Here is a 21,846-nt window from a genome sequence, read left to right on the forward strand (position 1 = left end):
CTTGGCCGGGCTACGGATCTGTAGGTCGGGTAAGGCGTTAGCCGCCACCCGACAAACAAACGGCACCGTTCACGGTAATCCTTTCATTCATTTTCCTGCCTTAAGTGATCTCGCTAGCAATGTGAGACAAATCTCTGTGGGTGTACGGCATCTGCGCTGTTTCGATGTTGTTAAATTCTGCGTTGTGATCTAGAAACAAAATGTAACATCCTGATTACCCTACCGGTGGACCACAACAATGAATAATTCAGGGAAATACCTTATCTGGACACTGCTCTCCGTGATCGGAGCCTTTGCCCTCGGCTATATCGCCTTAAACCGGGGTGAGCAGATAAATGCGCTGTGGATTGTCGTCGCGGCGGTCTGCGTTTATCTGATCGCATATCGTTTCTACGGTCTGTATATCGCCAAAACCGTTCTCGGCGTTGACCCGACGCGGATGACGCCGGCGGTACGACATAATGACGGCCTCGATTATGTTCCGACCGACAAAAAAGTGCTGTTCGGTCACCATTTTGCCGCCATTGCCGGCGCGGGGCCGCTGGTGGGCCCGGTGCTTGCCGCGCAGATGGGCTACCTGCCGGGGATGATCTGGATCCTCGCCGGCGTGGTGCTGGCGGGGGCGGTACAGGACTTTATGGTGCTGTTTGTTTCGGCCCGTCGCGATGGCCGCTCGCTTGGCGAACTGGTTAAAGAGGAGATGGGGCCAACCGCTGGCGTCCTGGCGCTGGTGGCCTGCTTTATGATCATGGTCATCATCCTCGCGGTCCTGGCGATGATCGTGGTGAAAGCGTTGACCCACAGTCCGTGGGGGACATACACCGTCGCCTTTACCATCCCGCTGGCGATCTTTATGGGTATCTATATTCGCTACCTGCGCCCGGGGCGCATCGGCGAGGTGTCGGTGATCGGCCTGGTGATGCTGGTGTTCGCCATCATCTCCGGCGGTTGGGTGGCGGAAAGCCCGACCTGGGCGCCGTGGTTTGATTACACCGGCGTACAGCTGACCTGGATCCTGGTGGGCTACGGCTTTGTCGCCGCGGTACTGCCGGTCTGGCTGCTGCTGGCCCCGCGCGACTACCTCTCCACCTTCCTGAAAATCGGCACCATCGTGGGGCTGGCGATTGGCATTCTGATTATGCGCCCGACCCTGACCATGCCGGCGCTGACCAAATTCGTCGACGGTACTGGCCCGGTGTGGAGCGGCAACCTGTTCCCGTTCCTGTTTATCACCATCGCCTGCGGCGCGGTCTCCGGCTTCCACGCGCTGATCTCCTCCGGCACCACGCCGAAAATGTTGGCCAACGAAGGGCAGGCCTGCTTTATCGGCTACGGCGGCATGTTGATGGAATCCTTCGTCGCCATTATGGCGCTGGTGGCGGCCTGTATTATCGATCCGGGCGTCTACTTCGCGATGAACAGCCCGATGGCGGTGCTGGCGCCGGCGGGAACCACCGATGTGGTCGCCTCGGCGGCGCAGGTGGTGAGCGGCTGGGGCTTTAGCATTACGCCTGATACGCTGCATCAAATCGCCAGTGAGGTCGGCGAACAGTCGATTATCTCCCGCGCCGGCGGCGCGCCAACCCTGGCGGTGGGGATGGCCTACATCCTGCACGGCTCGCTGGGCGGGCTGATGGATGTCTCGTTCTGGTACCACTTCGCCATTCTGTTTGAGGCGCTGTTTATCCTGACGGCGGTTGATGCCGGCACCCGTGCGGCGCGATTCATGCTGCAGGATCTGCTGGGCGTGATTAGCCCGGGGCTGAAAAAAACCAGTTCGCTGCCGGCCAACCTGCTGGCGACCGCGCTGTGCGTCCTGGCGTGGGGCTACTTCCTGCATCAGGGGGTAGTGGATCCGCTGGGCGGGATTAACACCCTGTGGCCGCTGTTCGGTATCGCCAACCAGATGCTGGCGGGGATGGCGCTGATGCTGTGCGCGGTGGTCCTGTTCAAGATGAAACGCCAGCGCTACGCGTGGGTGGCGCTGCTGCCGACCAGCTGGCTGCTGATCTGTACCCTGACCGCCGGCTGGCAGAAGTCGTTCAGCCCGGACACCAAAGTCGGTTTCCTGGCCATCGCTAATAAATTCCAGGCGATGATCGACAGCGGCAACATTCCGCCGCAATATACCGAATCACAGCTGGCGCAGCTGGTGTTTAACAACCGTCTCGATGCCGGGCTGACCATCTTCTTTATGATTGTGGTGGTGGTGCTGGCGCTGTTCTCGATTAAAACCGCGCTGGCGGCGCTGAAAGAGGATAAACCGACGGCGAAAGAGACGCCGTACCAGGCGATGCCCGCCGATGCGCAAACTATAACCGCGCAGGCGAAGCGCGCGCATTAACCGGTGTGCCGGGTGGCGGCTTCGCCTTACCCGGCCTACATTTCTGATCCTCCTTCTCCCTTTGGGAGAGGGAAACAAAAGAGAAATGACTTATGTTCGACACCCTCTCCAAAGCGGGAAAATATTTAGGCCAGGCGGCGAAGATGATGATCGGCGTGCCGGATTACGATAACTACGTCGAGCACATGCGAATAACCCACCCGGATCAGACGCCGATGACCTATGAAGAATTCTTTCGCGAGCGCCAGGACGCGCGCTACGGCGGCAAGGGCGGGGCGAAGTGCTGTTAACCCTCTTTCGGCAGATAGAGGCTGATCTGCTCCTGGGTACAGCCGTAAATCGCCGCCAGCTTCTCGCGGGTGCGCTTCTGCGGACGGGAGTCCAGCGCTTCCAGCTGCGACACGGCGGACTGGCTGATGCCGAGTTTAGCCGCGACCTCCTGCTGGGATAGCCCGCGCAGGATGCGCCACGCGGCCTGCAGACTGACGTTTTCTTTATGCATCACGTCGCATACTTCGCCTGGTAGCATGACATTATCATAGATGTCTGATTCATAAGGAATATCTTCCCAGTCGCTTTCATCCTCGTCGTCGTACTCCAGCAGAGCCAGGCGCATACGAAAGTAATCGCTGTAAGGAATGACGACATACTGGTCTTTTCCTTCTTCATCCTTGATGTACTGAATAGTCATATTCGGTATCTTCCTCATGAAGGTAGGTGGTGGTGGTTCGGCGTTTAACCGCCACGACGTAGCAGGTATCGCCCGGCGGATCCCCAAAGGTGTAGATGACTCTGTAATCACCTAATCGCAGCCGGTAGTGGTTTTCGGGAGAGGACAATTTTTTGATATCCGAGATAGATGAAGCTTTATCATCCATCTTTTCCAGCCTGGATTTAATGCGGCTCTTATACCGATTATCGATTTTAGAAAATGGCTTATCTGCCGTTTTTGACCAGACAATCTTCATCCGTACCTCCACTGTACGCCCACACAAAATATAAGGAAATAATAAGACTATTAGATAAATTCCGAATTTCTTATGGGGTACTGTAGAGCGGAGAAAAAACGCAGGTAAGAGGCAAAACGCAACCCGTCGAGGCGGCGCGGGAAGGCCTCTGTCGGGCGACAGAGGCTTGCAGAAAATGTGCGATCAGGCGTTCAATCCGCCATCCACGTCCAGCCCCGTACCGGAGATCTGCCCGGCGGCCGGGCTGGCGAGGAAGGTGACCGCCGCGGCGATGTCTTCCGGCTGGCCGTAGTGACCGACCGCAATCATCTGGCGCTGGGCTTCCGCCTGTTCTCCGTCTTCCGGGTTCATATCGCTGTTGGTCGGCCCTGGATGGACAAGGTTAACGGTGATCCCGCGAGGGCCTAAATCACGCGCCAGGCCACGGGTCAGGGCGTTGAGGGCGGACTTGGTCATGGCGTAAACCGCGATGCCCGGCATGGCCACGCGATTAGCCAGACAGCTGCCGATGTTGATGATCCGTCCGCCATCGGCCATATGCACCAGCGCTTCCTGGGTGGCGATGACCACCCCACGAATATTGACGTTGATAAGCGCGTCAATGTCCGCCAGCGTCATGGATTCCAGTGGACCGCCGCGGGCGATCCCGGCGTTGTTGACCAAAATATCCAGCCCGCCGAGGGACCGGGCCGCATGGGTGACGGCATCCTGAATAGCCTGCGCGCTGGCGCTGTCGGCCTGCACCGCCTCGCCGTGCCGACCCAGGGCCTTTATTTCATCGGCGACTGCCTGGGCTTTTTCGGCCGATTTTTCATACGTAATAACCACATCGGCACCGGCGCGTGCCAGCGACAGCGCGATTGCGCGACCCAACCCACGGCTGGCGCCGGTAACCAGCGCCTTTTTACCTGTTAAATCGATCTGCATGATGACCTCGTTGCGAGAGTGGTGAGCATCATCATTAGGTATAGACGGTCGGGGCGATTAACGGCTGAAGTATTCCACCTTCTCAAACGCCGCGCGCAGAACCTCAGGGGTTAACGTCACTGGTAAATAGTGAATCGACTCGCCCGGGCGCAGGGTATGGGCAATGACCCGGTCCAGTTCTGTGCGGTTATTGATATCGACCTCCAGTGCCGCCAGGGTGGTCGGCAGGTTAAAGCGCTGATACGCCTGCACTAACTGCGCCAGCACATCGTCCTGAGCAAGCAGGGCGCTCTGTACCAGAATGCCGTAGGCGACTTTGGTACCGTGGAGGAATTTATCCGTCTGCGGCAGCACCGTCAGTCCGTTGTGCACCGCATGGGCGGCGGCGACCCGGGTGTAACGTTCCCCCAGCCCGCCAACCATCCCGCCGCCGGCGATAATCGCCTCCACCACATCGCGAAACGCCTGGGTCAGATCGCCGCGGCGCTGGTCCGCCAGCGCCGTTTCGCTGCTGGCCAGCAGCACGTCGCGGATCGCCAGCGCGCCGTTAATCCCCAGCCGCACGGTGAGCGGCAGCGCCTCCGGCTGCGGCGCCAGCACTACGGCCTCATACCATTTGGCTAAGGTGTCGCCAATGCCCGCCAGCAGGTACTCCGCCGGGGCGTTGAGAATGATGCGCGGCTCGACCAGCACCAGGAAGTTGGCGTCATCGAAGATCTCAAAATTCAGGGCCTGTCCGGCGTCGCTGTACCACACCGACAGCGGCGTCCACGCCGCGCAGGTAGCGGCGATAGTCGGGATGGCCACCAGCGGTACCCCCAGGCGGCGGGCCAGCACTTTCGCGCTGTCGAGCAGCGCGCCGCCGCCGACGCCAATCACTACCGCCCGATCGTCACCGGAGGCCTGCACCAGCTCCGCCACGTCGCGTTCGCTGCAGTGGCCGGTAAAGCGGATCTTTTTTGCCTCCGGCAGGTGGAAGGCCGCCGGCAGAAAAGGTTCGGCGCCGGCCAGGGCGCGCTCGCCATAGACCCACACCGCCCGCGAGAGCTGGTCGGCGCTGAAAAAATCGCTCAGCCGCTCAAGGCTGCCAGGGTGGGAGAAATAGTTGGCCGGGCCGGGTACGACGCGGATATCGCTGTTGCTCATGGAAGCTGTCCTTATAGGTGTTGGGCTAAACTGATGTTATGTCTGGACATCCAGATGGCTAATATTATTTCGTTGTATCTTATGCTTTTTACGCAGTTGTCAGCCAGCGGCGGCTATGAAAAATTCGTTAAATCAGAAGATTAATTACCGCACGGGAACAGTGATGAGCGCGAACCGCCTTGAGATGCATAACATTAGCCTGGCCTTCTCCGGCTTTCAGGCACTGAACAAGGTGGACTTTACCCTCCATGGCGGGTCGGTGCATGCCCTGACCGGGGCCAACGGCGCGGGTAAGTCGACGCTGATGGCGGTGCTGTGCGGCACCCACGCTCATTATGAAGGCGAGGTGACGATCAACAACCAGCCGGTCATCATTCGTTCGCCGCGGGATGCTAAACAGCTGGGGATCCACCTGGTGCAGCAGGAGGTGGATGTGGCGCTGGTGCCGGGCCTGAGCATTGCGGAAAACATCATGCTGGACAGGCTGGCGGAGCCGGGCATGGCGTTTCGCTGGTCGCGGGTTCGGCAGCTGGCGCGCGAGGCGCTGGCGCAGCTGGACGTGGCGCTGGACGTCAGGCGCTCCATTGACAGCTGCACGCTCGCCGAAAAACAGCAAATCCTGCTGGCTCGCGCTCTGTCGCACCATTGCCGCTTTTTGATCCTCGATGAGCCCACCGCGCCGCTGGATCAGCATGAAAGTGAGCGCCTGTTTGCGGTAGTACGCCGTCTGCAGCAGCAGGGGATCGGGGTGGTGTTTATTTCGCATCGTATCCATGAACTGAAGGCGATCTGCGACACCCTGACGGTGCTGCGCGACGGGCGGCTAATTGAGAGCGGCCCGATGGCGCCGCTGAGCGGCGAACAGATCGTCGAAAAGATGCTGGGCCACGAGCTGAGCGATATCTTCCCACCGCCGCGCCCGCCGCACGGCGAAGAGGTGCTGTTGCAGATTGACGGTTTGCATGATGAGGCGCTGCTGCAGGATATTTCGCTGCGTCTGCGGAAGGGGGAAATTCTGGGTATCGCCGGGCTGGCCGGCGCGGGCAAAACCGAGCTGTGCAAAGCGCTGTTCGGCGCCAGCAAAAGCCGGGTGCAGCGTGGCGAGCTGAACGGCCAGCCGTGGCGACCGCGCGATCCTGCCGACTCGGTGGGGCGCGGCCTGGCGCTAGTCCCGGAGGAGCGGCGCAAAGAGGGCATTTTCATCGAAGAGCCGATCGCGATGAACCTGGCGGTCAGCGCCGATAACAGCTTTTCGCGCTGGAGCCTGTTTGGCCATCGGCAGGCCTGGCGCTGGGCGGAGGAGGTGATTGCCCGCCTCGGCGTGCGCGCCACTGGCCCGGGGCAGATGCTGCGCCGTCTTTCCGGCGGCAACCAGCAGAAGGTGGCCATTGGCAAATGGCTGCGCAGTCATGCCAATGTTTTGATTTTTGACGAACCGACCAAAGGGGTCGATGTGAAAGCGAAAACCGATCTGTTCATGCTGATCGATGGTCTGGCGCGGGAAGGCAAAGGGGTGATTTATGCCTCGGGTGAATTCGCCGAGCTGGTCGGTTTATGCGACCGCATCTGCGTGCTATGGGACGGACGGATTGTGGCGGAGATCCCCGGCGCGGAAGCCCGGGAAGAGACGTTGCTTTATTATTCAACCGGAGGAGCGGCAGCGTGAGCAAGGCCCTGGCAGTAAACGCGACGGTATCGGGCCGTCAGCGATTTTTTGATTTTCTCTATAAGTGGGGCATGTTGCTGACCGTGGTGCTGCTGGTGGCGGTCTTTGGCCTCGCCTCGGACAACTTCCTTGATCCGTTCAACATCATCAACATTCTGCGCTCGATCGCGATTGTCACGGTGATTGCCATCGGGGTGTCGATTTCTCTCACCATTGGCGGCTTTGATCTGTCAGTGGGATCGACGGCATCGCTGGCTAACGCGCTGGTGATTTCCCTGTTTGTCTGGCATGGCCTGGGGACCACCGAAGCGATTCTGATCACCCTCGCGCTCTGCACCCTGGTGGGGCTGTTTAACGCCTTTCTGATCGTGGTGCTGCGCATTCCTGACATGCTCGCCACCCTGGCCAGCCTGTTTGTGATTCAGGGCGTGGCGATGACCTACAGCTACGGCGGTTCGATTACTGAAAACATGGTGCTGCCGAGCGGCGAGATGGCGGAAGGCACTATCCCGGCGGCCTTTGGCGCGCTGGGGCAGGTGCCGACCATCGTCATCATCATGCTGGTGGTGACGCTGGTCGCCCAGCTGGCACTGTCGTTCACCACCCACGGACGGCGGATGTACGCCATCGGTGGCAACCCGGAGGCCGCGCGGCTCTCCGGCCTGCGGATCACGCGTTACAAAGTCGCAGCATACGTGATTGCCTCGCTGCTGGCCGGGCTGGGCGGCATTCTGCTGGCCTCGCGTATCGGATCCTCGCAGGTCAACGCCGGCGGCGGCTATCTGATGGACGCGGTGGCGGCGGCCTGGATCGGCTTTTCGCTGGCGGGCTCCGGTAAACCGAACGCCCTGGGGACGCTGGTGGGGGCGGTGATCCTCGGCGTGCTCTCCAACGGGCTGGTGATGCTCTCGGTGCCGTATTACGCGATGGACATTATTAAAGGGTTGGTCCTGGCTGGCGCGCTGGCACTGACCTATTTTCAGCGCCGTACTTAACATTTTACAGGGTAAACAGCATGAAAAAGATCGCACTCTCTCTGATGACGCTGGGTCTGCTGCAGTCGACGGCGGCGCTGGCCACTGCCCCGACGCCGGTGCCGGCGGCGATTGCCGAGCACAGCGGCCCGATCCGTATTGCGGTGATCCGCAACCTGGGGTCTGACGATAACACCACCCAGTTTGTCTCCGGGGCGCTGCAGGAAGGCAAAAAGCTCGGTTTCAAAATCAGCACCTTCCTGAGCAACGGCGATGACGCCAAATTCCAGGACTTCGTCAACCAGGCCATCAGCCAGAAATACGATGGCATTATTCTCTCCCAGGGGCGTGACCCGTATTCCACCGCCCTGGTGAAGAAGGCGGTGGATGCCGGGATCAAAGTGGCGGTGTTCGATACCGCGGTGAGCGGTGAGATCCCCGGGGTGACGGTCAGTCAGCAGGATGACGCGTCGCTGACCGAGCTCTCTTTTGGCCAGCTGGTGAAAGACTTCAACGGCAAGGCCAACATCGTCAAGTTGTGGGTGGCGGGCTTCCCGCCGATGGAGCGCCGTCAGGCGGCTTACCAGACGCTGCTGAAGCAAAATCCGGGGATTAAAGAGCTGGAGTCGATCGGCGCCGTGTCATCCGATGTGCAGGGCGACACTGCCAACAAGGTGGGGGCGATCCTCGCCAAGTATCCGAAAGGGAAAATCGACGCGATCTGGGGCACCTGGGATGCCTTTAGCCAGGGGGCCTATAAAGCGCTGAAAGAGAATGGCCGCACCGAGATCAAACTCTACAGCATTGATATTTCCAACCAGGATCTGCAACTGATGCGCGAAGCCGGCAGCCCATGGAAGGTGAGCGTGGCGGTGGATCCGAAGCTTATCGGCGCGACCAACGTGCGGCTGATCGCCAATAAGATCGCCGGCGAGCCGACGCCAGCCACCTACGACTTCAAGGCGGCGGCGATCCCGCAGGCGCTGCTGGCGGCCCAGCCGGGGGCGGTGAACGTGGCGTCGCTGGGGAAAATTATCCCTGGCTGGGGCCAGACCGAAGACTTTATCGCGCCGTGGTTCGCGACGCTGGAAGCGAAAAACAAATAAAATCAAGCCGGGTGGCGGTGGGCGGCGGCCTGGTGCCCTCACCCCGGCCCTCTTCCGCAGGGAGAGGGGGAAAACCATGCCACCGGGCGAGAGGGATCCCCTATGTCAGCATTACCTTCCCCCGAATACAGCCGCAATATGCGGCTGATTGGCCATAGCGATCAGGGCGGTCGTCCGGACGGCGTGCAGCTGATGGTGCACCGCGGATTCGCCTATATCGGCCATATGGTGTCGCAGGGCTTTTCCGTGGTCGATGTTCGCGATCCGACCCGGCCCACCACCGTCAACTATATTGCCGCGCCGCCGGGCACCTGGAACGTGCATCTGCAGGCGCATGACGATCTGCTGCTGGTGATCAACGCCCGGGATCTGTTTGCCGACGCCCGTTTTGCTGATGAGAAGGTCTACTACACCCGTTCGGTGGGCGACACGGTCAGCGATGTGCAGGACAAGGGCTGGAGCGCCGGGCTGCGCATCTTTGATATTTCCACTCCCGCGCAGCCGCGGGAAATCAGTTTCCTGTCGCTTAACGGCATCGGTATTCACCGCATCTGGTACGTCGGCGGCCGCTGGGCGTATGTGTCCGCGTTGATCGACGGTTTTACTGACTACATCTTCCTGACCATCGATCTGGCCGATCCGCGTAAGCCCGAAGTGGCCGGGCGCTGGTGGCTGCCGGGGATGCACCAGGCGGGCGGTGAAACACCGGACTGGCCGCAGGGCAAACGCTATGCGCTGCATCACGCCATTATTGCCGGGGATACCGCCTACGGCAGCTGGCGCGACGGCGGCCTGACGCTGCTGGATGTCAAAGACCGTACCCAGCCGACGCTGATTAGCCATCGCAACTGGAGCCCGCCGTTCGGCGGCGGGACGCATACCGCGCTGCCGCTACCGGATCGTGACCTGCTGGTGGTGCTGGATGAAGCGGTGCTCGACAATCAGGAGGACGGTGAGAAGCTGATCTGGCTGTTTGATATCCGCGAGCCGGCGAACCCGGTGAGCATCTCGACTTTCCCACAGCCGGATGAAATCGACTATGTGGCGAAAGGGGCGCATTTCGGTCCGCACAACCTGCATGAGAATCGTCCCGGCAGCTTTGTCAGCTCAACGCTGATTTTTGCCACTTATCAGAATGCCGGCGTGCGGGCTTACGATATATCTAACCCGTATCGTCCGCTGGAGACCGGGGCGCTGGTGCCGGCGGCGCCGAAGACGATGATGGATACCCGTCCCGGCCGCCCGCAGGTGATCCAGTCCTGCGATGTGTTTGTCGATGCGCAGGGCATTATCTACAGCACCGATTACAACGGCGGGCTGTCGGTGATTGAGTATCTGGGATGAGGACAAGGTAAACGCAAAATTGTGCTCGCATGTCTGCCGGGTGGCGGCTTTCGCCTTACCCGGCCTACAAAAGACTGCAAGATCAAACCGTTATGCGGTTATCTGTAGGCCCGCGCAAGCACAGCGCCGCCGGGCAATCCCTGATGATTGCACTTTTTAGGGCTTGCTCCCTCTCCCTGTGGGAGAGGGTTGGGGTGAGGGCAAGGTAAACGCAAAAAGGCAATGACAATGGCCTTTTTTAGGGTGTGCTCCCTCTCCCTATGGGAGAGGGCCGGGGTGAGGGAAAACAGGCCGCACTCAGCTGTACTGGCGTACCCGCGCCAGCAGCTCGTCGACGCTGTCGATACGCTCGGCCAGCACAATCAGCGCTTTGCCGAGGGTAATGGCGTGGCGCAGGCATTCATGGCGCATGGCGTCGTCCTGGATAGTGTCGATATCCGCGACGTGCGACAGTCCGACGCTGCGGCGGATCAGTTCGCTGCCGCAGAAGCCAACCGCGTCGGCCCAGACTTTCTTCAGAAAGGCGGAAGCGTAGCCGGGGTAAGCCAGCGCCGCGTCGCGGGTTTTCTCCGCCGCCAGCGCCTGGAAGCGTTCGGCGAAGGTGGTCCACAGCTGGTGGATATCGTTCAGTCGCTGCTCGCGTGCGGCGGCGGCGTCGCGAATGCCGAGCTGGCCCGGCAGGCCGCAGTAGTTAAGCAGCAGGTTGCCGATAGCGGTGCCGATATCGAAGCCAATGGGGCCGAAATAGCCGAACTCGGCGTCGATGGCCTTCAGGCTGCCTTCGGCAACGAAGATCGACCCGCTGTGGATATCGCCGTGCAGCAGCGCTTCCGCATGGGCAAAGAAACGATGCTTCAGCGCCGCCACCGCCAGCTTTAGCTGGGCGTCGTCGCGCAGGACGGCAACATCGGCCTCCAGCTCCGCCGGGTAGTTATTACGCTCGTGGATCTGATACGGGTCGTTAAAGAACAGATCCTCGGTGATCTCGCACATCGCCGGGTTACTAAACTGCGCCACCTGCGCTTTTTTCTCGTGGGGATGGAGATAGAAATCGCTGGTGTGGAACAGCACCTGCGCCAGATAGTCGCCAAGCTGGCGGGCCGCCTGCGGGTAGTAGACGTTAGCGATAAGCTCCCCGCGCCAGATGCGGTGGTCGGAAAGATCTTCCATCACCATCACCGCCAGCTCGGGATCAAAGTGATGGATTTTTACCGTGTGCTGCGGGCTGTGCTGATAGTGGGCGACCAGGGTCTGCGCTTCCAGACGGGCGCGGTCGAGGGTCAGGGGCCAGGATTCGCCGACACAGCGCACGTAGGGCAGGGCCTGTTTGACGATCGCCCGGCTGACGCCCTGGCGATCGAACACTTTAAACACCAGATTGAGGTTGCCATCGCCCACTTCCTGCGCGCTGACCAGCTCAGATGGGTTGTCGATGCCGGCGAACTGCTGCGCGTAAGCCACGGCATCGTGGGCGGTGAAGGTATGGTATTGCGACATTGCCTCGATCCTCGAATTCTGATTAAGCCGTTCAGACGTCTATACTTCTGGATTCCATCCTGACACAATGTGATACAACAACGCAACAGGGATTTAACGACATGCAGACATTACAGACCACCAGCCTGCGGGTGAGTGAAAATCAGCTTTTTATTCTCGACCAGCAGGCCTTGCCGCAGGAAAAACGCTGGCTGGCGGCGGATAACGTTGCGCTGCTGGTGGACCATATTCATGCCCTGCGGGTGCGCGGCGCGCCGCTGATTGGCCTGTCCGCCAGCCTGCTGCTGGCTCTGCTGGCCCAGCGCGGCCTGAACCGGGATGCACTCCAGCAGGCGCTGGAGACGCTGCGCGCGGCGCGGCCGACGGCGGTCAACCTGATGAATAATCTGGATCGCATGAAGCAGGCGCTGGCCCGGGAAGATTACCCGCAGGCGCTGGAAGCGGAAGCTTTGCGTCTGGTCGAAGAAGATAAACAGCTGTGCGACCGCATCGCTGAGGCGGGCAGTGCGCTGGTGAAGCCCGGCAGTCGACTGCTGACCCATTGCAACACCGGTGGCCTGGCGACCGCCGGGGTAGGGACCGCCCTGGGGGTTATCGCGCTGGCGCACCGGCAGGGAAAGGTGGCCAGCGTGTGGGTCGATGAAACCCGGCCACTGCTGCAGGGCGGACGTTTAACCGCCTGGGAGCTGGGCGAACTGGGCGTGCCGTATCAGTTGATCACCGATTCAATGGCTGCCAGCCTGATGGCGCAGGGGCAGGTGGATGCGGTGTGGGTCGGCGCCGACCGTATCGCTGCCAACGGCGACGTGGCGAATAAAATCGGCACCTATTCCCTGGCGGTTTTGGCCCATTATCACCAGATCCCGTTTTACGTCGCTGCCCCGCAGACCACCCTCGACCGCCATTGCCCGAACGGCGCGGCGATCCCCATTGAGCAGCGCGCGGCGGCGGAAGTGACCGGGGTGGCGGGCAGCTTCGGCGCGGTACAGTGGGCGCCGACGGGGGCTGCCGTTTACAATCCGGCGTTCGACGTCACGCCTGCTGGGCTGGTGAGCAGCTGGGTGCTGGACAGCGGGGTGGTCACCCCGGCGCAGGTCGCCGCCGGGGCGTTTGCGCCGGACAATGGATAGCCGACACCGTGCCGGGCCTGGAAAAAATGGCTTTCCCGGGCCCGGGCAAGCGCTGCATTGCTACGGCAGGACCATGGCTACCGCCGGGGCGGATGACCGGTCGATACGCTGACCGAGGGCGGTAATAGCCGCCTGGAAGGGACACAGCGTACCGACGTCGGTCTGACGGCAGCCCGGCTGACGCCACTCCTGACGCAGCATCGGGTGCTGCGCGTCCGGCGTCTGCAGACGACGCAGGTCGTCGAGGCCTTGCGCCTGGAAATAGACCCGCAGATAGCGTTCCCCGCTCTTCGCGTTGCGCCAGCGCTCCAGCACCAGGCTACTGCCCGGCGGGATATTTCCCCGGCTGTAGCCCGGCAACTGCCAGCTAAAGTTCATCAGCGTGCGCACCATGGCGATATTGGTGTCATGCGCCACCAGCAGCAGCCAGCGTACGTTCGGATTCGCCTCCGGTTTGACGCCGTCGAGCATGGCGTTGAGCAGCACCGACCCGCGTTTTTGCGCGGTATACAGCACGTCGTTACTCAGATCGTAGTTTTCCGTTAACAGCGGAAGCAGGGCGGTGATCTGCCTGGCCTGGGTGATCTTGCCCCACGCCAGCTGGCTGAGAGGCAGGTTTTCACTCCAGCCGAGACGCAGCGTCTCCACCATATTGGCCATCACGCTCAGTCCGCTAATAGTGGTTTTCCCGCTTTTGCTCTGCTCCACCTGCCAGGGGGTGTCGAAGATCGGGCAGGGTTTATCGGCCTGACAAACCGCCTGTTGCAATAGCTGGATGGCCGGCGCCAGCGCCTGCCGACGCTGCGCCAGATCCCCGGCCTTCTCTTTCACCGCCGCCAGCTGGCGGGCGGGGTCGGTTTGCGTGGCGGCGAACTTGTCGGTCTGAAACAGGGGATCGGCATCCCCGCTGACATAATGGATAGCGACGCCGCAGCCGGGGAAGGCGCCATCCACCAGCGCCTGGGCGGTCGCCCGCGTCCGCTGCAGCGGGCTGGCGCGCACGTAAATCGACTCCGCCGTCGGGCATCCCGCCTGCAGCAGGCCGAGCTGGCGATAGTGCTGGCCTTCCTCACGTCCTTTGTTAACCACGGCGGCATAGCCATGGCCGGTGAGCTCGCCGTCATGGGTGGTCCACTCGGTCCACGGTCGGCCGGTGGCGGCCTCGATGGCTTCCCGGTTGCCGGCCGTCGGCGGGCGGATACCGTGGCGGCTGAGCTCGACCACTTTCTCCAGCTGCCAGTCCGCGGCGGCGGCAGATTGCAGCGCCAGCAGCGGCAGCGCGCAGGCGATAAACAGGCGTAACAGCCCCTGATGTCTTGCAGGCATCATATCTTCTTCCTTAATTCGTTAATCGGTTATGAGGAGAACGAGGTCTGCCGTTCGACGGCATGGCGCCGGGCGACGATGGCGGCAGTGGTAAAACAGAGTAGCGCGGAACCCAGACCGGTACCCACCCAGAACAGCGCCAACGTGCTGAAATCATACAGCGTTTTGCCGTTCTCAAGGATAGCCGTTTTATCAATAATGATCCCGGTGAGAAACTCGCCCAGGCCGGCGCCGGCGTAGCTGGCGATGCCGATGGTGCCGAGCGCGGCCCCGGCGGCTTTGCGCGAGGAGATATCGACGGCGATCAGCCCGCCGAGGAAGCAGGTCAGGGCGCCAATGGTGGCCCCGAAGATAATCATCGCCAGAATATCAGTGTAATAATTGTGCGGCGACCAGAGCATCAGGGCGAAGCCGGCGGTGTTCAACAGGCTGATAAACCCGGCCATCACGCTGCGGTTGCGTGGGAAAAAGCGGTCGGAGAGCATGCCGGCGATGATGGTCCCGGCGATGCCGGCGATGGCGTTGACGCCGATAATCCCGGACGCCTCCAGCGTGGAATAAGCTTTATCCTGCTCGAGAAAGAAGATCCCCCACGAGTTGACGGCGTAGCGGTCGATGTACATAAAGGCGGAGGCGAGGGCGAGGGTCCACAGCGCCGGGTTGCGCAGCGCCAGCAGCTGGTTTTTAAACACTGAGCCGCGGGCTTCGGCCTCCTCCTGCGGTTCATCGCGGATGACGTTGATGGACGGGAAGCCACTGCTCTGCGGCGAATCGTGCATGAACAGCACCAGCAGCACCACCCCGGCGGCGCCGAGCGCGGCGGTGGACAGGTAGCCCATCTGCCAGCCAAATCCGGCGATCACTGCGGCGATCACCATATAGGTCACCGCCTCGCCGATATTATGCGCCGTCGACCAGATGCCATAGAAGGTGCCGCGCTCCTTAACGCCGTACCAGCGCGCCAGCGAGACCGCGCAGGGGCCGACGCCCATCGACTGGGCCCAGCCGTTGATCCCCCAGAAGATGGCCAGCAGCAGGGCGTTGGTGGTCATCCCCATCATCAGGTTCATCCCGGCGCTGAGCAATAAACCGAGGCTCATATAGCGCACCACGTTGGCGTGATCGGCGATAAAGCCGTTGACCAGCTTGCCGATGGCGTAGCTGAAGAACAGGGTTGAGCCGATCATGCCCAGCTCCGTCGGGGTGATCCCCAGATCCACCAGCGCGCTTTTGGCGACGGTGAAGGATAACCGGCAGACGTAAAAGGTGACGTAGGCCAGAGTCATGGCGATAAAGGTTTGCCAGCGCACCCGGCGAAAACGCTGTTCATCAAACGCGGCGCCCGCTTTCGGCGGCGACGCCCGGAAAAAAGCGATAATTCCAGACATAGGTGGTTCTCCGCAGGTCGGAGGCCTGACTGATTGATGTGGTTCGTCCGTGAATGAAGTTATCGTTACTGTGTAGAGTACATAATCAGAGATAGCCTGACCCGTAAGGGTTAATGTAAGGGTTGTGGGATCATCTTTTTCAGCTGCGGGTAGAGCGTCTGGCTGGCCAGCAGCAGCGGATTGCCGCGCTGGATCCCCTCCTGCGCCAGAAAATCGTTGCTGGCGCCGCCCGCTTCGCGCATCAGCACCAGCCCCGGCAGAGCGTCCCACGGGTTCATGTGCGGCTCGTAGTAGCCAATCAACCGGCCCGCCGCCGCCCAGGCGCTCATCAACGCCCCGGAACCGTTGCGGATAAACATGCCGCCGTCGCTGAGCAGCGCCTGCAGAAACGGCAGAAAGTCCGCCGGGGTGACGCGATGCGAGGTGCCGACGCCCATCACGCCCTCTTTGACCGTCGTCGCGGGGTGTGGACGGATCGGGGCGTCGTTGAGCCAGGCGCCATGGCCCCGCAGGGCGTGAAACAGCTCGCGATGGTTGGGGTCGTAGACCACGCCGATGACCGGTTCGCCGTCGGCGACGATCGCCAGCGACAGGCACCAGGTGTGCAGGCCGTTGAGGAAACAGCTGGTGCCATCGATGGGGTCGACCACCCACAGCACTCGCGCGTCGGGCAGGCGAGCGCCGCTCTCTTCGCCGAGAAAGCCATCTTGCGGAAACGCGCTCTGAATGCGCTGTTTGACAAAGGCCTCCACCCGTTTGTCGGCCACGCTGACCACATCCTGCAGGTCATCGCCTTTATAGTCGACGGTCAGCGCCTCGCGCTGTTGATAGTATTCAAACGCCAGCTCAGCCCCCGCTTTCGCCAGCTCGCAGGCCAGACGGTAGCGGGCCTGTAGCGCTTCTGATTCCTGAGATTGCATAGTGACTCCCTATTTTGCACACGTGTGCATTTTGCGTGAAAAAAACAGCCCCGAAGGGCCGAATGAGTGTGGCCGGGTTTCGCAGAAGATTCTGTGATCGCTCCAGCATAAAATGATTTTTTCATTTCGCACTATGACGAATAATTAGTTTCACCGGCACTTCGCGATGGCGTGAGGGCAGGCTGAAGCGGGCGATCCGCGTCATCAACAGATCCACCGCGTGGTGCGCCAGCAGGGCGGTATTCTGCTGGACGGTGGTGAGCTGATAGGGCTGCCAGTCCGCCTGCGGGATATCGTCAAAACCGACGATGGCCGGCAGCGGGGCGGGGGCGTCCCGCAGGCCATCCAGGGCGCCCAACGCCAGCATATCGGTGGCGCAGAACAGCGCCTGCACTCCGGGGTTTTCAGCAACCAATTCTCTGGCGGCCTGGTAGCCGGCCTGATAGCCGCCGCCGTCGCAGAAGCGGCTGCTCACCGCCATACCCGACGTCCGGGCGATGAAAGCCTCATAGCGCTGGCGGGTGCTGAAGTTCTCGCGATTTTCGCCAATAAAGCCAACCTGCTGCCAGCCTCGACGACTGAATAGATCCGCCACCAGCTTCGCCCCCTGGGCATTATCGCTGCACACCCGGTCGCAGCCGGCGAGGTCCGCATGGCGGTTGATCAGGGTGACGGGGATCTTGCGCGCCAGATACTCTTCCGCCAGCGACAGCGGCGGCGCGCCGGAGGTGATGATCACCCCGGCGACGTGATAGCTCAGCAGTTGTTTAAGCGAGGGGGCGAGCTGCTGCGGATCGTCAGCGTTCATCAGCAGCGGCATAAAGCCATTGAGCGCCAGCTGATGGACCAGCGGCGCCAGCAGTTTGCTGCGAAACGGGTTGTCGAAACCGGCGGTGACGATGCCGATAAAATTACTGCTGCCAGTGATCATCGTCCGGGCGATGATATTCACCTGATAGCCCAGGGCTTCCGCGGCGCTCAGCACCTTCTGCCGGGTCTTCTCCGACACCGAGGCGCCGGGGGTGAAGGTGCGGGAGACCGCCGAGCGCGAGACGCCGGCCAGTCTGGCCACGTCCTCGGCCTTAATCCATTTTTTATCGCTCATCGTCGTTTCGCGCCGTCTGTTTTCCAGGAAGCCGACGCCCGGGCGGGCGTCGGTCACGCACACTGCCTGAAAAGGTATCACAGAAAGGCGCCGACGCGCAGCGCCTTGCGCCTTATGCCGGGTAGCGGATGTGCTCCACCTCACGCTGCAAAATCACCTTGCCGTGGCGAATGGAGGTCAGCACCCGTGCCTGACGACGGACGGCCTCGTAGTCGTTTTCCGCATCGAGGATCAGCAGGTTCGCCGGGCGGCCTTCGGCGAGGCCGTAGTTATCGCCCAGACACAGCGCCCGGGCGCTGTTGTCGGTGACGAAGTCGAGGCAGCGCTGCAGATCGTCATAGCCGAGCATATGGCAGATGTGCAGCCCGGCATCCAGAATGCGCAGGATATTGCCGTTCCCCAGCGGGTACCACGGATCCTGAATCGAGTCCTGGGCAAAGCAGACGTTGATGCCGGCGCGATCCAGCTCCGCCACCCGGGTGACGCCGCGCCGTTTCGGCCAGCTGTCAAACCGGCCCTGCAGATGAATGCTTTCGGTCGGGCAGGAGATGAAGTTGATGCCCGAGGCTTTCAGCAGGCGAAACAGCTTTGAGCAGTAGGCGTTATCATAAGAGCCCATCGCGCAGGTGTGGCTGGCGGTGACCTGCGCCCCCATGCCGCGCACCCGCGCCTCCTCCGCCAGTACTTCAAGGAAACGCGATTGCGGATCGTCGATTTCATCGCAGTGGACATCCACCAGGCGGCCGTAACGCTGGGCGAGGTCCATCAAAAACATCACCGAGCTGACCCCTTTGTCGCGGGTGTTCTCATAGTGCGGAATGCCGCCCACCACGTCGGCGCCCATCTCGATGGCGCGGGTCATGAGTCCGCGGCCGTCGGGGTACGATTCGATTCCCTCCTGCGGGAAGGCGACAATCTGCAGATCGATAAGATCGGCGGCCTCTTGTTTCACCGCCAGCAGCGCCTTCAGGGCCGCCAGCGACGGATCGGTGACATCCACATGGGTCCGGACGTGCTGGACGCCGAAGTCGCGCAGCATGCCGATGGTTTTCAGCGCCCGCTGGCGGGTGTCCTCCGGGGTAATACTCGCTTTGCGCTGGCTCCAGCGGGTGATGCCTTCAAACAGGGTACCGCTGCGGTTCCACTCCGGCTCGCCCGCGGTGAGGGTGGCGTCAAGATGGATATGCGGCTCGACGAAGGGCGGGATCGCCAGCCGGCCCTGGGCGTCGATATCCCCGGCGTCGGCACTCTGCATCGCGGCCTGGGCGGTGATGCGGTGAATCATCCCGTCCTGCAGGTCAAGAGTAAACAGCGCCTCCTGGCGGCGCAGGCGAGCGTTAATAATTTTCATGGTGGGTCCTGTAAATGGTTTTGCGATAAACGCCAGATCACCAGCGCGACCGAGGCGTTGAGATGAAACTGGGGGTGGCTGACCGGGTAGCCGGTCAGTTTTTCAATACGCTGGATGCGCTGATGCAATGTGTTGCGATGCAGGCCCAGCCGGTCGGCGGCCCGCACCACGTTGCCGTTCTCCTGCAGCAGCGTCTCGAGGGTCTCCAGCAGCAGCCATGGCGCTTTGCGGCCCGGCTCGATCAGGCAGCCCAGGGTGTCGTGCATAAAATCGTTGAGCAGCGCCGGGTCGCTGACCGCGGACAACAGTTTGATAAACCCCAACTGCTGATAGTCGCTGATACGCTGGGTCGGCCGCAGGGTATCGCACAGATCCAGCGCCTGGCGCGCCTGCGACAGCGCCCGCGGATAACCCTGCAGCTGCCTGACCGGTGCGGAGAGGCCGCAGAGCAGCGACAAACCCTCCTCTCCGTCCGCCAGCGCCTGCAGCCACTGCTGCAGCCATTTTTTCTGCTGAAAGCCTTCCCCCTCCTCATCCGGCAGCAGGAAAAGAAACATATTGCTGCGCTCCAGCAGCGGGAAGGGGTTGCCCTGCTGGTTGAGCTGCTGCTGCAGCTGCTGACGCACGCTGCGGTGGGCCTGCAGCAGCCAGGCTTCGGCCTGCTCGGGCGGGAACTGGCGAAACAGGCGGGACAGCCCCTCCAGACGCAGCGCCGCCAGCCGCAGCGGACGGGTAAAATCGAGCTGCTGATGGAGGGCGCGCTGATGGAGCATCTGCAGATCCGGATAGTCGCCGGTGACCAGCTGCATCAGAATGTCGCGCTGTGACTGCAGGGCGTTTTCACTGCGGACCAGCGCGGTGCCGATGCGCTCGGTGACAATTACCATCTTCAGCAGGTAGGGCTGCTCAATCAGCGGAATGCCCAGCTCGTCGGCAAGGGCGATCAGCGTGGCGGGAATGGCGTGGATATAGGCCTCGCCGGTGAGGATCACCATCCCGGCGATGCCGCGCTGTTTTCCCTCCATCAGCAACTGGATCAGGTTGGCTTCATCACGGGGATGGTTGATGCCGGTAATAAAGACCAGCTCGCCGCCCATGATCCACTCGGCGATATGTTCATTTTCCGCCACGTAGTACCAGCGTACGGCCCGCTGCAGCCCTTGCTTTCCCGCCCGCAGACGCAGGGCGGAGAGTCCCTCAAGGGCCAGCAGTTCGCTGACCGTCAGGCTCATGGCTCCTGCTCCGCGACGGCGGCAGGCTGGCGTTTGCTTAGCAGGCTCAGGACGATATAGACCAGCGCGGAGACGGTGATCCCCACCAGCGGCGCGATCCACGGTGACAGATAGGCCACCACCGCGCCGGCGGCGTAGGCGCCGAGTCCCAGCCAGTTAAAACGCGGCAGGCGGGCGTTCTGCAGCAGGGGATAGCGCCCGCCGCGGGCGAACCAGTAGTCGGCGAGGATCACCCCGCCAATGGGCGGAATAATACTGCCCAGCAGCACAAGGAAGGGGATCAGCATTTCATACATACCGCCAATAGCGAGCACAATGCCCACCCCGGCGGCGGCGAGGGTCAGCGTCCGGCGACGTTCGCTGCGCAGCAGATGGCAGGCGGCGGCGGAGACGTTATAGATGGTGGGTCCCTGAATGGTCAGCAGGTTGAGACACAGCATGATCACCGCGGCGACCGACAGCCCCTGCAGGATCAGGACTTCCACAATATCGGCCTGTTGATAAACGATGGCGCACCAGGCGCCGGCGACGATCATCAGCCCGTTGCCGATGAGGAAGCTGCCCATGCTGGCGAGAATGGCGGTCCGGCTGGAGTTAGCCAGCCGGGTCCAGTTCGTCGCCTGGGTGGCGCCGCTGGCGAAGGTCCCGAAGACCATGGTGATGGCCGCCGACCAGGTCATGGTGTCGCTCGGGGCAATGCGGGTCATCGCCTGCCAGCCGCCGGCGTGGTGCAGCGCCAGATACATGGAGACCATCAGCAGCACAAACATCAATGGCACCGACAGGCGCGACAGCGCGTCCAGTCCCTTGTAGCCCACCAGCGCGGTGACGCAGAACAAAATGCCAAACAGCACCATCAGCGGCTGGGTCAGCGCCTCGGGCAGGGCGAGGATCTTCACCAGCGAGATAGCGACCGTGGCGGTCCCCCAGGCGTACCAGCCCAGCTCGGCAAAACCAAGAATAAAATCGGCCAGCTTGCTGCCGATCTCCCCGAAGCAGAACCGGCCCATCAGCACCGTATTCAGGCCGCTGCGCGCGGCGATCCAGCCCAGCGACGCGGCATAGAGGGCCAGCAAGGCGTTGCCGATGACGGCTATCCACAGCAGATTGACGATGGAAAAGGAGACGCCGATTTTGCCGCCGGCAAACATCGTGCCGGTGAAAAAGGTAAAGCTGAACAACACCATGGCGATGGAAAATACGCCTTTGCGTCCGGCGGCGGGCGCTTCGACGAGGGGAAAATCATTGCTGTTTGACATCCTGGAACCTCTGGCTGGTAGATGGGCGGTGATAGCCGGAAGTAGCAAGAGATGTGCCAGGAAAAACCGGGCACGGGGAATATCACAGGATGTGCACAGTGCACAGTAATGATGGGGTAAAGACGATGAGATGCCATTTTAGTGGGCATCCTGCCATGTTTTG

At 61.6% G+C, this 21,846-nt stretch carries 19 protein-coding genes; 7 read left to right on the forward strand and 12 right to left on the reverse strand.

Going from position 1 to position 21,846, the window contains the following annotated elements:
• Positions 1 to 238 precede the first annotated feature (238 nt).
• Positions 239 to 2,344 carry a pyruvate/proton symporter CstA gene (gene cstA, locus N438_RS05455; RefSeq protein ID WP_116696170.1) on the forward strand — a complete coding sequence of 702 codons (2,106 nt, stop codon included), beginning with the start codon at positions 239 to 241 and terminating at the stop codon, positions 2,342 to 2,344.
• Between the two features lie 92 nt (positions 2,345 to 2,436).
• Complete coding sequence (locus N438_RS05460; protein ID WP_002893903.1) at positions 2,437 to 2,634, forward strand: YbdD/YjiX family protein; 198 nt, start codon at positions 2,437 to 2,439, stop codon at positions 2,632 to 2,634.
• On the opposite strand, the gene N438_RS05465 is transcribed toward N438_RS05460, so the two are convergent.
• The 4 genes from N438_RS05465 to N438_RS05480 all read right to left on the reverse strand — a co-directional run bounded on the left by N438_RS05465 (position 2,631) and on the right by N438_RS05480 (position 5,385).
• Positions 2,631 to 3,035, reverse strand: coding sequence for a helix-turn-helix transcriptional regulator (locus tag N438_RS05465; RefSeq protein ID WP_008805591.1), 405 nt, complete (start codon positions 3,033 to 3,035; stop codon positions 2,631 to 2,633). The genes N438_RS05460 and N438_RS05465 overlap by 4 nt on opposite strands.
• Positions 3,010 to 3,312, reverse strand: a complete 303-nt coding sequence (locus N438_RS05470; RefSeq protein ID WP_012068431.1) for a type II toxin-antitoxin system RelE/ParE family toxin — start codon at positions 3,310 to 3,312, stop codon at positions 3,010 to 3,012. The genes N438_RS05465 and N438_RS05470 overlap by 26 nt, the downstream gene beginning before the upstream one ends.
• Before the next feature lie 183 nt (positions 3,313 to 3,495).
• Entirely contained in the window at positions 3,496 to 4,239 is a 744-nt protein-coding gene (locus N438_RS05475) for a 3-oxoacyl-ACP reductase family protein (RefSeq protein ID WP_116696171.1), read from the reverse strand.
• A gap of 57 nt (positions 4,240 to 4,296) precedes the next feature.
• A complete protein-coding gene (locus N438_RS05480) occupies positions 4,297 to 5,385 on the reverse strand; it encodes an oxidoreductase (protein WP_008805594.1) in 1,089 nt (362 codons plus the stop codon).
• 163 nt (positions 5,386 to 5,548) lie between these two features.
• On the opposite strand from N438_RS05480, the gene N438_RS05485 reads away from it, so the two are divergent.
• The 4 genes from N438_RS05485 (at position 5,549) to N438_RS05500 (ending at position 10,475) form a co-directional block, all read left to right on the forward strand.
• The gene (locus N438_RS05485; RefSeq protein WP_023339773.1) at positions 5,549 to 7,051 is read left to right on the forward strand and encodes a sugar ABC transporter ATP-binding protein; all 1,503 of its coding nucleotides are present in this window, start codon (positions 5,549 to 5,551) and stop codon (positions 7,049 to 7,051) included.
• Positions 7,048 to 8,046 carry an ABC transporter permease gene (locus tag N438_RS05490; RefSeq protein ID WP_002894035.1) on the forward strand — a complete coding sequence of 333 codons (999 nt, stop codon included), beginning with the start codon at positions 7,048 to 7,050 and terminating at the stop codon, positions 8,044 to 8,046. Before N438_RS05485 ends, N438_RS05490 begins: the two co-directional genes overlap by 4 nt.
• A gap of 20 nt (positions 8,047 to 8,066) precedes the next feature.
• The gene (locus tag N438_RS05495; RefSeq protein ID WP_008805596.1) at positions 8,067 to 9,131 is read left to right on the forward strand and encodes a sugar ABC transporter substrate-binding protein; all 1,065 of its coding nucleotides are present in this window, start codon (positions 8,067 to 8,069) and stop codon (positions 9,129 to 9,131) included.
• Between the two features lie 102 nt (positions 9,132 to 9,233).
• Positions 9,234 to 10,475 (forward strand): LVIVD repeat-containing protein, encoded by a 1,242-nt coding sequence (locus N438_RS05500; RefSeq protein WP_022065143.1) that lies wholly within the window; start codon positions 9,234 to 9,236, stop codon positions 10,473 to 10,475.
• 297 nt (positions 10,476 to 10,772) lie between these two features.
• On the opposite strand, the gene mtnK is transcribed toward N438_RS05500, so the two are convergent.
• Positions 10,773 to 11,972 (reverse strand): S-methyl-5-thioribose kinase, encoded by a 1,200-nt coding sequence (gene mtnK / locus N438_RS05505; RefSeq protein WP_016160472.1) that lies wholly within the window; start codon positions 11,970 to 11,972, stop codon positions 10,773 to 10,775.
• 101 nt (positions 11,973 to 12,073) lie between these two features.
• Between mtnK and mtnA the strand changes: the two genes are divergently transcribed.
• The gene (mtnA, locus tag N438_RS05510) at positions 12,074 to 13,102 is read left to right on the forward strand and encodes an S-methyl-5-thioribose-1-phosphate isomerase (protein WP_116696172.1); all 1,029 of its coding nucleotides are present in this window, start codon (positions 12,074 to 12,076) and stop codon (positions 13,100 to 13,102) included.
• A 60-nt stretch (positions 13,103 to 13,162) separates the two neighbouring features.
• On the opposite strand, the gene N438_RS05515 is transcribed toward mtnA, so the two are convergent.
• The 7 genes from N438_RS05515 to codB all read right to left on the reverse strand — a co-directional run bounded on the left by N438_RS05515 (position 13,163) and on the right by codB (position 21,683).
• Complete coding sequence (locus N438_RS05515; protein WP_008805600.1) at positions 13,163 to 14,431, reverse strand: histidine phosphatase family protein; 1,269 nt, start codon at positions 14,429 to 14,431, stop codon at positions 13,163 to 13,165.
• A gap of 26 nt (positions 14,432 to 14,457) precedes the next feature.
• Entirely contained in the window at positions 14,458 to 15,816 is a 1,359-nt protein-coding gene (locus tag N438_RS05520) for an MFS transporter (RefSeq protein ID WP_008805601.1), read from the reverse strand.
• A gap of 110 nt (positions 15,817 to 15,926) precedes the next feature.
• A complete protein-coding gene (locus N438_RS05525) occupies positions 15,927 to 16,736 on the reverse strand; it encodes an inositol monophosphatase (protein WP_012968714.1) in 810 nt (269 codons plus the stop codon).
• Between the two features lie 121 nt (positions 16,737 to 16,857).
• Positions 16,858 to 17,808 carry a LacI family DNA-binding transcriptional regulator gene (locus N438_RS05530; RefSeq protein WP_162494476.1) on the reverse strand — a complete coding sequence of 317 codons (951 nt, stop codon included), beginning with the start codon at positions 17,806 to 17,808 and terminating at the stop codon, positions 16,858 to 16,860.
• Positions 17,809 to 17,953: 145 nt separating this feature from the next.
• Entirely contained in the window at positions 17,954 to 19,192 is a 1,239-nt protein-coding gene (gene codA / locus N438_RS05535) for a cytosine deaminase (protein WP_012968712.1), read from the reverse strand.
• The gene (locus tag N438_RS05540) at positions 19,189 to 20,424 is read right to left on the reverse strand and encodes a PucR family transcriptional regulator ligand-binding domain-containing protein (RefSeq protein ID WP_012542475.1); all 1,236 of its coding nucleotides are present in this window, start codon (positions 20,422 to 20,424) and stop codon (positions 19,189 to 19,191) included. The genes codA and N438_RS05540 overlap by 4 nt, the downstream gene beginning before the upstream one ends.
• Positions 20,421 to 21,683, reverse strand: a complete 1,263-nt coding sequence (gene codB, locus N438_RS05545; protein WP_046882350.1) for a cytosine permease — start codon at positions 21,681 to 21,683, stop codon at positions 20,421 to 20,423. Before codB ends, N438_RS05540 begins: the two co-directional genes overlap by 4 nt.
• Positions 21,684 to 21,846 lie beyond the last annotated feature (163 nt).

It is taken from the genome of Klebsiella sp. GL120222-02 (genome assembly GCF_003097195.1).
Lineage (GTDB): Bacteria > Pseudomonadota > Gammaproteobacteria > Enterobacterales > Enterobacteriaceae > Klebsiella > Klebsiella variicola.